The 11,076-nt window shown below is 73.1% G+C and carries 11 protein-coding genes; 4 read left to right on the top strand and 7 right to left on the bottom strand.

Going from position 1 to position 11,076, the window contains the following annotated elements:
* Positions 1 to 75: 75 nt before the first annotated feature.
* A complete protein-coding gene (locus tag ACFT41_RS27375) occupies positions 76 to 2,142 on the bottom strand; it encodes a glycogen debranching N-terminal domain-containing protein (protein WP_377588359.1) in 2,067 nt (688 codons plus the stop codon).
* Complete coding sequence (locus ACFT41_RS27370; protein ID WP_377588358.1) at positions 2,139 to 2,549, bottom strand: SCP2 sterol-binding domain-containing protein; 411 nt, start codon at positions 2,547 to 2,549, stop codon at positions 2,139 to 2,141. The genes ACFT41_RS27375 and ACFT41_RS27370 overlap by 4 nt, the downstream gene beginning before the upstream one ends.
* Positions 2,550 to 2,840: 291 nt before the next feature.
* On the opposite strand from ACFT41_RS27370, the gene ACFT41_RS27365 reads away from it, so the two are divergent.
* Positions 2,841 to 3,890, top strand: a complete 1,050-nt coding sequence (locus tag ACFT41_RS27365) for an NAD(P)-dependent alcohol dehydrogenase (RefSeq protein ID WP_377588357.1) — start codon at positions 2,841 to 2,843, stop codon at positions 3,888 to 3,890.
* 7 nt (positions 3,891 to 3,897) lie between these two features.
* Here the strand turns inward: ACFT41_RS27365 and ACFT41_RS27360 are convergent, their stop codons facing one another.
* Complete coding sequence (locus tag ACFT41_RS27360; RefSeq protein ID WP_377588356.1) at positions 3,898 to 4,410, bottom strand: DinB family protein; 513 nt, start codon at positions 4,408 to 4,410, stop codon at positions 3,898 to 3,900.
* A gap of 196 nt (positions 4,411 to 4,606) precedes the next feature.
* Here ACFT41_RS27360 and ACFT41_RS27355 point away from each other — a divergent pair, with 196 nt between their 5' ends.
* From ACFT41_RS27355 to ACFT41_RS27345, 3 genes are all read left to right on the top strand, one after another.
* Entirely contained in the window at positions 4,607 to 5,122 is a 516-nt protein-coding gene (locus tag ACFT41_RS27355) for a 2'-5' RNA ligase family protein (protein ID WP_377588355.1), read from the top strand.
* Positions 5,123 to 5,350: 228 nt separating this feature from the next.
* Positions 5,351 to 6,184: a glycosyltransferase family 8 protein gene (locus ACFT41_RS27350; RefSeq protein ID WP_377588354.1), complete on the top strand. Its 834-nt coding sequence runs from the start codon at positions 5,351 to 5,353 to the stop codon at positions 6,182 to 6,184.
* A 99-nt stretch (positions 6,185 to 6,283) separates the two neighbouring features.
* Positions 6,284 to 8,560 (top strand): ATP-dependent RecD-like DNA helicase, encoded by a 2,277-nt coding sequence (locus tag ACFT41_RS27345; RefSeq protein WP_377588353.1) that lies wholly within the window; start codon positions 6,284 to 6,286, stop codon positions 8,558 to 8,560.
* 54 nt (positions 8,561 to 8,614) lie between these two features.
* Here the strand turns inward: ACFT41_RS27345 and ACFT41_RS27340 are convergent, their stop codons facing one another.
* The 4 genes from ACFT41_RS27340 to ACFT41_RS27325 all read right to left on the bottom strand — a co-directional run bounded on the left by ACFT41_RS27340 (position 8,615) and on the right by ACFT41_RS27325 (position 11,039).
* Complete coding sequence (locus ACFT41_RS27340; protein WP_377588352.1) at positions 8,615 to 8,773, bottom strand: hypothetical protein; 159 nt, start codon at positions 8,771 to 8,773, stop codon at positions 8,615 to 8,617.
* 13 nt (positions 8,774 to 8,786) lie between these two features.
* The gene (locus tag ACFT41_RS27335; RefSeq protein WP_377588351.1) at positions 8,787 to 9,098 is read right to left on the bottom strand and encodes a DUF5988 family protein; all 312 of its coding nucleotides are present in this window, start codon (positions 9,096 to 9,098) and stop codon (positions 8,787 to 8,789) included.
* Positions 9,099 to 9,363: 265 nt separating this feature from the next.
* Entirely contained in the window at positions 9,364 to 10,101 is a 738-nt protein-coding gene (locus ACFT41_RS27330) for an ABC transporter permease (RefSeq protein ID WP_377588350.1), read from the bottom strand.
* Positions 10,098 to 11,039 (bottom strand): ATP-binding cassette domain-containing protein, encoded by a 942-nt coding sequence (locus tag ACFT41_RS27325; protein WP_377588349.1) that lies wholly within the window; start codon positions 11,037 to 11,039, stop codon positions 10,098 to 10,100. Before ACFT41_RS27325 ends, ACFT41_RS27330 begins: the two co-directional genes overlap by 4 nt.
* Positions 11,040 to 11,076 lie beyond the last annotated feature (37 nt).

Below are 11,076 nucleotides of genomic sequence, written 5' to 3'. Positions count from 1 at the left end.
GGTTTGCGTCATCGACGAGATCAAACTTGACGCTTTCCTCTTGATCACCGAGGCGGGTGGCCGGGGCGGACACGGTCAGCGGAGGCGGGGGCGGCGGCCCCGGCCGGCGAGTGCCCGGTCCCGGCCGTACGCGTCGGCGTGCCCCCACCGGCCCGGGATGTCGAGCAGCTCGATCCGCCCGAACCCCTTCGGCAGCGCCGGGTTGACCAGCAGGTTCTCCCCGCAGGGCGACAGCCCGAGGATGGTGCCGAGCAGCATCAGCAGCGCGCCCGACGACCACGACTGGGGTCGGCCGGCGTGCGGGAGCTGGACCGGGTACCTGGTGAGGTCGCGGTGGTAGCCGGCGATCACCTCCGGCACCGGGTTGCCCAGCGTCTGCACCAGGTCGAAGATGCCGGCGGCGATCCGGGCCGCCGCCTCGTCGTAGCCGTACCGGCGCAGGCCGGCCGCGATGATCGCGTTGTCCGACGGCCACACCGCGCCGAGGTGTGCGCCGACCGGGTTGTACACCCGCTGCCCGTCGGCCATGGTGCGCACCCCCCAGCCGGAGAACATCCGTGGCCCGAGGAGGTGCTGGGCCACCGCCTCGGCGCGCTTCTCGTCGACGATGCCGCTCCACAGCAGGTGGCCCATGTTGGAGGCGAGCGCGTCGACCTGCTCGCCGTCCGGCCCCAGGGCCAGCGCGTAGTAGTCCCGGTGGGGCAGCCAGAAGTCCCGGTTGAACCGCGCCTTCAGCTCCGCCGCCTCCCGTTCCAGCCGGTCGGCGTACGCCGGATCATCCCAGAACTCGCGGGCCAGGCGGGCGGCGCGCCGCTTCGCGTCGTACGCGTACCCCTGCACCTCGCAGGTGGCGCGGGGCAACCCCGGCTCCCGGCCGTCGGCGTCGACGATCGCGTCAGGCGAGTTCTTCCAGCACTGGTTGACCAGCCCGTTGCGGGTGTTGCGCCGCTGGTAGCGCACGTAACCGTCGCCGAGGATGTCGCCGTACTCGTCGATCCAGTCCAGCGCCATCCGGGCGGGGTGGCGCAGCTCGCGGACCAGGTCCGCGTCGCCGGACCAGCGCTCGTACTCGTCAAGCAGGATCACGAACAACGGCGTGGTGTCGGCCGCGCTGTAGTGCAGGTAGGTGGGTGACTCGCCGAAGACCGCGTTCTCGCCGTAGCGGTACTCGGCGACGATCTTGCCCGGCTCCTCCTCGTGATGGTCGTCGAGCCGGCCGCCCTGGCCGAGGGCGAGCAGCCGCAGCGTGGGCGGGGCCAGCTCCGGGGTGAACGGCAGCGTCTCCAGGCAGGTGATCATGGCGTCCCGGCCGTACAGCGCCATCGCCCACGGCAGGCCGCCCACCGGCAGCCTGCCCCGGATCGACAGCGGGGTGAACCGCAGCGCGGCGAGATCGTCCAGGCTCCCCTCGTACGCCTCGCGGAGCCCGTCTCGCTCGGCGGTCAGCTTCGGGGCGCGCTCGTGCCAGCGGCGCAGGTCCTCCCGCATGTCCCGGCGGACCTGCTCGCGGTGGGCCTCCAGGCTGGACCGCAGGTCCCGGGCCCCCGCCCCCCGCAAGATCATGCCGATGTGCAGGTCGGTCGTCCACGAGCCGCTCGGGGGGACCCGGATCCGGAAGGTCATCCCGCCCGAGTCCACGTCCACGGGGGCGGTGGACGACACGACGGTCTCGCGGGCGAACCGGTCCCGCTCGTAGAACAGCCGCAGCTGTCCCTCGACCGGCATCGGGGTGGCGACGATCCGCCGTACCCTCGGCTCCTTGATCTCGGCGGTGTCGGCGAAGTCGGAGGCGATCTCCATCCGTACGGTGTACTCCGCCGGCTCCGCCGAGTGGTTGAGCACGATGATCCGCTCGTTGAAGCTGTCGTCGATGGACCGGTGCCGGATCACCGAGACGTCGGCGTCGACGTAGTGGCTCGCCGCGCCGGGAACGAGCACGAACCTGGTCTCGAAGTACGTCATCTCGTCGCGGGACAGCGCCTGCAGCCGCTGCCCGTCGATGGTGAGCACCCAGCGGGACAGGAACCGGGTGTCGAACGAGAAGAGCCCGATGGGCGCGTGCGGGTCGGGCGTCATGTCGCCCTGCGCGTCGCTGACCGCGAAGGCGTTGCCGGTCAGCACGTTGACCAGTTCCTGTTTCACCTCCGCTCACCCCGCTCCGCCGCCGACGTACGGTGCGGTGCTGCCGCCCTGACGGCAGCCTCCCGGGGGTGGCGGGCGCCGGGCGGGCCGGGGAACAGCCGCCGCAGCAACATCAGCAGCCGCAGGTTCCCCTGGGCGGTGACATCGTTGCGGACCAGTGCCGCGCCGATGTGGGTGCCGTCGGCGATCATCCGGTCGAACACCTCCCGGTCACCCGCGACGACAAGGTCCGCCGCCTCCGCCGACCGGCTCACCCCGACGTGCTGGTCACCGATCGTGAGGAACCAGTGGTCGGTGCTGCCGTCGTCGCGGATGTCGAGGCGCACCGTGCCGCTGGTGGTCTCCGGCAGGTCCTCGTGGCGACCCGCGACCCAGCAGGCCAGGTAGTCCGCGGCGGATGCGGTCATCAGCCCTCCCCTCCCGGACGACACACGTCGTTCCTCCCGGACGACACACGTCGTTCCCGGAGCTTCCCCGCCCGGCGGGTGATCCCGGCTCACCCGGTCCGGGTGAATCCGGCGCGGGCCCGGGCGAGCCGCCGGGCTGGGCGGCGACGACGTGCGGTGGCGGTAGACGAAACCGGCCGTTTGCCCGGGCGGTGAACGGGCACGCCGACGGGAAACCCCGAGCGACGGGCCGACGGGAAACCCCGAGCGACGGCCCATGGGAAACCCCGAGCGACGGAACGGAGAAACCCAATGCGCGCGCTGCGATTGCCGGGCTGGAAGTCGGAACCTGAGCTGGTCGAGGTGGCCGAGCCCACCGCCGGCCCCGGTCAGGTAGTGGTGCGGGTCGGCGGGGCGGGGGCCTGCCACTCCGACCTGCACCTGATGCACGATTTCGAGGCCGGGGCGGTCCCGTGGAACCCGCCGTTCACCCTCGGCCACGAGAACGCCGGCTGGGTGCACGACCTCGGCGCCGGGGTGACCGGCCTGGAGGTCGGCCAGCCCGTGGCGGTCTACGGCCCGTGGGGCTGCGGCAGCTGCGAGCGCTGCCGGGTGGGTGTCGACCCGTACTGCGAGAACCCGACCGCCGCGCCGGTGCCCGGCGGGGGCGGCGGCCTCGGCCTGGACGGCGGCATGGCCGAGTACGAGCTGGTGCCCGACGCCCGGCACGTCGTGCCGCTGCCCGAAGGGCTCGACCCGGTGCACGCCGCGCCGCTGACCGATGCGGGGCTCACCCCGTACCACGCGATCCGCCGGTCGTGGCACAAGCTCGCGCCCGGCAGCACCGCCGTGGTGATCGGTGTCGGCGGCCTCGGCCACGTGGGGGTGCAGATCCTCAAGGCCACGACGGCGGCCCGCGTCATCGCCGTGGACACCCGCCCCGAGGCGCTCAAGCTGGCCGAGGAGTGCGGGGCCGACCTGACGCTGCGCTCCGGCGAGGGGACCGCGCAGGAGATCCGTGGGGCCACCCCCGGCGGGCGGGGCGCGGACGTGGTCCTCGACTTCGTCGGTGCCGACGCCACGCTGCGGCTCGGCGCGGCCGTGGCCCGCACGGTCGGGGACCTCACCATCGTCGGCATCGCCGGCGGCACGCTGCCGGTGTCGTTCTTCGCCGTGCCGTACGAGGTGAGCATCCAGACCACCTACTGGGGCAGCCGGCCGGAGCTGATCGAGGTGCTCGACCTGGGCGCCCGGGGTCTGGTACGGCCGAAGATCACCACGTTCTCCCTGGACGAGGCGGTCGACGCCTACCGGAGGCTGCAGGACGGTTCGTTGGAGGGCCGCGCGGTCATCGTCCCGTGAGCAGCGGTCATCGTCCCGTGAGCAGCAGGCCGCGCACGTAGCCGGCCTGGCCGACGTGCTGGAGGTCGTCCTCGGCGACGCTGACCAGCCGGACCCCGAGGGTCACCGGCGGGTCCCACGCCTCGTCGACCACCCGGTCCAGGTCCGCCGGGCGCAGCCCGGCCAGGAATCCCCGGGTCCGCTCCGCGACCGCGTCGTAGTGGTCGAGGAGCACCCGGGCGTTCTCCGGCGCGATGGCGGCGACCTGGTCCGGGGTGTGCCCGTAGCCGGTGTCGTCCGGGTCGGCGGACAACCCGAACCGGCCCGGCCAGTCGCCGGTGACCCAGAGCTGCTCGGCGTCGAGCAGGTCGGCGACCTGGTGGTCCTGCACCCGGGTCAGGTGCCACACCAGCCAGCCCACCGGGTTCGCCCCGGGCGCGGGCGCGCGCCGCAGCTGCTCCGGGGACAGGCCGTCGACTGCGGCGCGGACCAGCGCCGGCAGCCGGCCGTAGGTCTCGGTCAGTACGTCGCTGATCTCCACGCGCTCCTCCTCGGCCGGGTCTCCGGTCTCCCCCGGGCTGGTCTCCGGTCTCCCGGGCTGGTCTCCGGTCTCCCCGGGCTGGTCTCCGGTCTTCCCGGCCCGTGCCGGGCGACGTCGTCCCCCTCGCCAGTACCGCACGGGCGGGCGGGCAAACCTGGTCGCCGGCACGGCGTGACCCGGCCCTAGGGTGGGCGGCGTGGTCGCCGCGCTGGAGCTGTATCTCGACACCGACGCCACCCGGCGGATCCGGGTGCTGTGGGACGCGTTGGAGTCCGAGGGCGTGCAGAGCATGCGCAGCCTGCTGGAGCGGCGGCACCGGCCGCACCTGTCGCTCGCGGTGGCCCCGCGACTGGACCCGGACCGGGTGGCCGAGGCCCTGGCCGGGACGACGGTGGCGGTGCCGCTGCGGCTGTCGTTCCAGCACGCCGGGCAGTTCGTCGGCCGGGTGCTCTGGCTGGGGCCGTCGCCCACGGCCGACCTGCTGGCCCACCAGGCGCTCGTGCACGACCGGCTCGTCACCGCCGGGGTCGGGTTGGCCGAGCACTACCGGCCGGGGCGCTGGGTGCCGCACTGCACGCTGTCGATGCGCGTGCCCAACGCCCTGATGGCCGCTGCGGTGCGGCGGTGCCTGGAGGTGCTGCCGCTGGAGGCGACGGTGGTCGGTGCGGCGGTCACCGACCACGCCCGGGACATCTGCCGGCCGCTGCCCTGACCCCGCCGGGTCAGCGGCCACGGTTGATGCGGGGGTTCCTCACAGACCGTACACCGGGGGCGAAGTCCAGCACTTAAGGATGATTAAGGGGTCAATTCTGGGGTCGATTGATCCGACCTCGCGGAAAGCCAAGATACGGGTGATCAAATGTGCAGTTTCCTTGCGGAACTCGCAATTCGCTAATTACATTTCACGGAGTTTACGCTCAGCCTGTGCGGAGGAGAGCACGTGGAACTCACATTAACCTTTGACGCCGCGTACGCGGCCCACGCGGCGGTCGTCATGGCGTCCGTCGCCGAGTCGAACCCGGGCCAGGCGGTCCGTTACTGGCTCATCGCGGCCGACGACGTCAACGCCTCGGCGCGCGCCGTCCTCACCCGGGCGGCGGGGCCGGAGGCCACCGTGGAGTACCTGCGGGTGGACACCTCCGTGGTGAACCTGCCGAAGGGCAGCGACCCGGTGATGGCATACCTGTCCCCGGCGATGTACCTGCGCCTGCTGGTCCCGGGCGCGCTTCCCGACGAGGTACGGCGGGTGCTCTACCTGGACTGCGACACGATGTGCACGAACAGCCTGACCCCGCTGTTCGACGTGGACATGGGCAACGCCCCGCTGGGCGCGGTCCGGGACCCGTTCAACCGGCGGCTGCTCGACATGGGCGGCATTCCCGGCCTGGCGAACTACCGCGACCTGGACCCGTACGCCCTCTACTTCAACTCCGGGGTGCTGCTCATCGACGTGCCCCGGTGGAAGGAATGCGAGGTCACCGAGAAGTCGCTGGCGTACCTCACCCGGCACGCCCACGAGTCCCGGTACCCGGACCAGGACGCCCTCAACTACGCCGTGTACGGCAACTGGCTGCGGCTGCCCCGGCAGTGGAACGACCTGATGGCCTGGCGGCTGGAGCCCGAGTTCGGCGGGAAGCTCTCCGACTCGGCCGTCATCCACCCGGCCGGGCCGATCAAGCCGTGGCAGCCCGGCTTCCCCAGGGGGGCCCGCCGGGACCTGTACTGGCGGCACCGCCGCCGCAACGGCGGCCTGGTCGCCGCCACGCGCCGCTGACCCCGGCCCCGGACCGCCGCGCGCCGCTGCCGCCGGACCCGGACCGCAACCCGGACCGGCGGGTCGGGTCACGGCGGGCGTTCTGCCATCATCGTCACGATGTCCGCCACCCCACCCGCGCCGGCCGCCGCCCGCGCAGCCGCACCCACGGCCGGCCCCGGCGCGCCCGCGCGCGGCACCGTGCTCGAGGCGGTGCTGGAACGCGTCACGTACGTCAACGAGGAGACCGGGTACACCATCGCCCGCGTCGCCACCGACCGCTCCGGCGACGACCTGCTCACCGTGGTCGGCACGCTGCCCGGCGCGCAGCCCGGCGAACGGCTGCGGCTGGTCGGCCGGTGGGGCTCGCACCCGAGGTACGGTCGGCAGTTCGAGGTGCACCAGTGCACTACCGTCCTGCCGGCGACGGTGCAGGGCATCGAGCGCTACCTGGGGTCGGGCCTGATCAAGGGCATCGGCCCGAAGATGGCGGCCCGGATCGTGGCCGCCTTCGGCGTGGACACGCTGCGGATCATCGAGGAGGAACCCGGCCGGCTGGTCGAGGTGCACGGGCTGGGCCGCAAGCGCACCGCCGCGATCGGCGCGGCCTGGCAGGAGCAGAAGGCCATCAAGGAGGTCATGGTCTTCCTCCAGGGCGTCGGCGTCTCCACCTCGCACGCCGTGCGCATCTTCAAGCAGTACGGCGACGAGTCCATCGCCGTCGTCCGCGACGACCCGTACCGGCTCGCCGCCGACGTGTGGGGCATCGGGTTCCGCACCGCCGACAGCATCGCCAAGGCGGTGGGAATCCCGCACGACAGCCCCCAGCGGGCACGCGCCGGCATCCGGTACACCCTCTCCGAGGCCGCCGACGGCGGGCACTGCTACCTGCCCGAGCCGAACCTGGTCGCCGACGCCGCGACGATCCTGGAGGTGCCGGCGGAACTGGTCGCCGCCGGCCTGGCCGACCTCGTCGCCACCTCCGACGGCGTCGTCCGCGAGGCGGTGCCGAACCCGAGCAACGAGGGCGCGGTCATCCCGGCCGTCTACCTGGTGCCGTTCCACCGGGCCGAGTCGGCCCTCGCGGCGAGCCTGGTCCGGCTGCTGACCGACCGGGTGGACCGGATGCCGGCCTTCGCGGGCGTGGACTGGGGCCGGGCGCTCGCCTGGCTGAAGGCCCGCACGGGGGCGGAGCTGGCCCCCGAGCAGGAGCAGGCCGTCCGGCTGGCGCTGACCTCGAAGGTGGCCGTGCTGACCGGCGGCCCCGGCTGCGGCAAGTCGTTCACCGTCCGGTCGATCATCGAGCTGGCGGCGGCGAAGAAGGCGAAGATCGTGCTCGCCGCGCCGACCGGCCGGGCGGCGAAGCGGCTCACCGAGCTGACCGGTCACCCGGCCACCACCGTGCACCGGTTGCTCCAGCTGCGCCCCGGCGGGGACGCCACCTTCGACCGGGACAACCCGGTCGACGCCGACCTGATGGTGGTCGACGAGGCGTCCATGCTCGATCTGATCCTCGCCAACAAGCTGGTCAAGGCGGTGCCGCCGGGCGCGCACCTGCTGCTGGTCGGCGACGTCGACCAGCTGCCCTCGGTCGGTGCCGGCGAGGTGCTGCGCGACGTGCTCGCCGCCGGGATCGTGCCCCGGGTCCGGCTGACCCGCATCTTCCGGCAGGCGCAGGAGTCGGGGGTGGTGGTCAACGCGCACCGGATCAACGCCGGCCAGGCCCCGGTGTTCGGCGAGCACCCCGACTTCTTCCTCTTCCCCAGCGACGAGCCGGAGGTCACCGCCGAACAGGTGGTCGACATCGTGGCCCGGCGGATCCCGCGCCGGTTCGGGCTGCGTCCCCGCGACGTGCAGGTGCTCACCCCGATGCTGCGCGGGCCGGCCGGCGCCGGCAACCTGAACACCCTGCTCCAGCAGGCGATCGCCCCGCACCGCGAGGACGCGCCGGAGCGGCGGCACGGCGGGCGGGTGTTCCGGGTCGGCGACAAGGTCATCCAGGTCCGCAACAACTACGACAAGGGCGCGGCCGGGGTGTTCAACGGCACCGTCGGCGTGGTCACGGCCCTGGACCCCGACGAGCAGACCCTCACCGTACGCACCGACGAGGACGAGGACATCGGGTACGAGTTCCACGAGCTCGACGAGCTGCAGCACGCGTACGCCATCACGGTGCACCGGTCGCAGGGCAGCGAGTATCCGGCGGTGGTGGTGCCGGTGACCATGGGCGCGTACACGATGTTGCAGCGCAACCTGCTCTACACCGCCGTCACCCGGGCCCGGAAACTGGTCGTGCTGGCCGGTTCGCGCAAGGCGCTGGCCATCGCGGTGCGTACGGCAGGCACCGGTCGCCGGCACACGGCGCTGACCCACCGGCTCTCCCCCGACCGGCCCTGACCGGCCCTGGCCCGCCGGCGGCCCGGCGGTGCGGTTGCCCGGCCCGAGCTGCCGCTACCCGGCGCGGGCCGTGCCGGCGACCGCCCGACGCTGCCCGGCCGGGTCCCGGAACACCACGTCCCGGGACCCGCCGGCGACCGGCTCCAGCTCGGCCCCGGCCGCCACCGCCCGCTCGGGCAGCAGCTGGGGGTCGGCCGGCGCGACGGTCAGCACGGACTGCCGTCACCTACTCGGCGATTCGGGTGCGGCCGGTCCAGCGGTAGACCACGGGCGCCTCCCCGTCGGCACCGGCGGAGTCCCGCTCGAAGTGCTCGTAGCCCCCGTAGTGGCGTACCTTGATCTTGCGTTCCACGGGTGAGACCCGGTGGCTGCGCAGCTCGGTCGGCAGGTTGGTGGGCCCGCCCTCCAGCACGACGTCGATGATGCCGGCGGCCTCGCCGCTGATGGTCATGGCCGGCACCGAGCAGGCGATCCGGTCGTCATCGTTGACGATGGGGTACGCCGTCCGGACAGTAGGGGCGGGATCGGAAAGTGTCATCGCACGACCTCCGTCGCTCGTCGCTCCGCCACGGACGCGCCCGTCGCTGCGCGGAGCGGATCACCGGACGGAGGGCGACACCCCGTTCCGCGGCAGGCGGAACGGGCGGCGGGAGAACGCCCTCCCGCCGGTCGGTGGCGATCCCCGTCCGCCTCGAACGTAATCCGGATCACAATCGCCGAACACCCTTAGCGCCCCCTAACGGGACGGTGCCGGTGAGAAGGGAACCCTTCTAGACCCGAGGCGTCAAGAAGGGGCCCTTCCTTCACTCCCAGCGGAAGAAGCGGGTGGCCAGGACGCTGCCGACGACGGCGGTGACCGCCAGGGCGAGCAGCTGCGGCCACGCCGGGCTGTCACCGGCCCAGGCCGCCGCGAGCGTGTCCACGGTGGCGCCGAGCGGGGAGTAGTCGCCGATGCGGGCCAGCACGGCCGGCATCTGGTCGCGCGGCAGCCAGGCGCCGGCGAGGAAGAGCAGCGGGAAGAACAGCGCCGGCCCGATGGACTGGGCCGCCCGGGCCGACGGGGCGAGCGCCGCGATGAGCAGGCCGACGGCGAAGAGGCAGGCCACGCCGAGCAGGAAGGCCAGCACGAAGGCGGGCACGTTGGCCGGGGCCGGCTGGTCCAGCAGGAACCGTACGCCGATCGCGGTGACCACCGCGCCGGCCACGCCCATCACCAGGTTGACCACCACCTGTGCCACCAGCAGCAGGGCCGGGTTGACCGGGGTGGTGGCCAGGCGGCGCAGCACCCGCCGCTCCCGGTAGATGCCCAGCGCCATCGGCAGGGTGAACAGCGCGAGCATGCCGATGGTGAGGGCCAGCGCGAGGGCCGGCAGGAAGGTCAGCTCGGCGTGCTGCCCGGCGTCCCCGCCGGAGGCGCCGCGCTGCGGCAGCCCGAAGACCAGCATGAGGCCGAGCGGCAGGGCGAAGACGAAGAACAGCGACACCGGCTCGCGCACGAACAGCTTGGCCTCGACGGCGATGAGCTTGGACAGGGCGTTCACGAGGACCTCTCGTCGGTCGACGGCGGGGTGGTGGCCCGGGCGGCGCGGCCGGTCAGCGAGACGAAGGCGTCGTCCAGGGTGGGCTGCTCGACGCGCAGGCCGGCGTAGCGGACCTTCTGCTCGGCCAGGGCCGACAGCACCGTCTGAAGGACCTGCTCCGGGCCGGTGACGGTGACCTCGCCGCCGGTGCGGCGCACCCCGGTCACCTCGGGCAGCGCGGCGAGCAGCGCGTCCTCCACCGGGTCGAGCGGCCGGAAGTGCACCCGGTGCTCGGTGCCGACCCGGGCCAGCAGGCCGGACGGGGTGTCGATGGCCACGACCCGGCCGGCGTCGATGATGGCCAGCCGGTCGCAGAGCCGCTCGGCCTCCTCCATGAAGTGGGTGACCAGCACGACCGTCACCCCCCGGTCGCGGATGCGCTCGACCAGGTCCCAGGTGTCCCGCCGGCCCTGCGGGTCCAGCCCGGTGGTCAGCTCGTCGAGGATGGCGATCTCGGGGCGGCCGACCAGCGCGAGGGCCACCGAGAGCCGCTGCTTCTGCCCGCCGGAGAGCTTGTGGAAGGCGGTGTCGCGCTGCGCGGCCAGGCCGAGGTCGTCGAGCAACTCGTCGATGTCGGCCCGGTTGCGGTAGAAGGACCGGTACAGGTCCAGCGCCTCGCGGACGCGCAGCTTGTCGGGGAGCTGGCTCTCCTGCAACTGGGCGCCGACGCGCTGCCGCACCTCGGTGCGGTCGCGGATCGGGTCGAGCCCGAGGACGCGGACGGTGCCGCCGTCGGCGCGGCGCAGCCCCTGCACGCACTCGACGGTGGTGGTCTTACCCGCCCCGTTGGGGCCGAGCACGCCGAAGATCTCGCCCTGTTCGACGGCGAAGGAGACGTCGTCGACGGCGATCTTGTCGCCGTAACGCTTGTGCAGGTGCTCGACCTCGATGACCGGCATGGGCGTCGTCCTCCGTCACGTGCGGATCGCCGTCGGC

It is taken from the genome of Micromonospora sp. NPDC057141 (genome assembly GCF_042670805.1).
Lineage (GTDB): Bacteria > Actinomycetota > Actinomycetes > Mycobacteriales > Micromonosporaceae > Micromonospora.
This window is presented reverse-complemented; position numbering and strand designations above follow the sequence as displayed.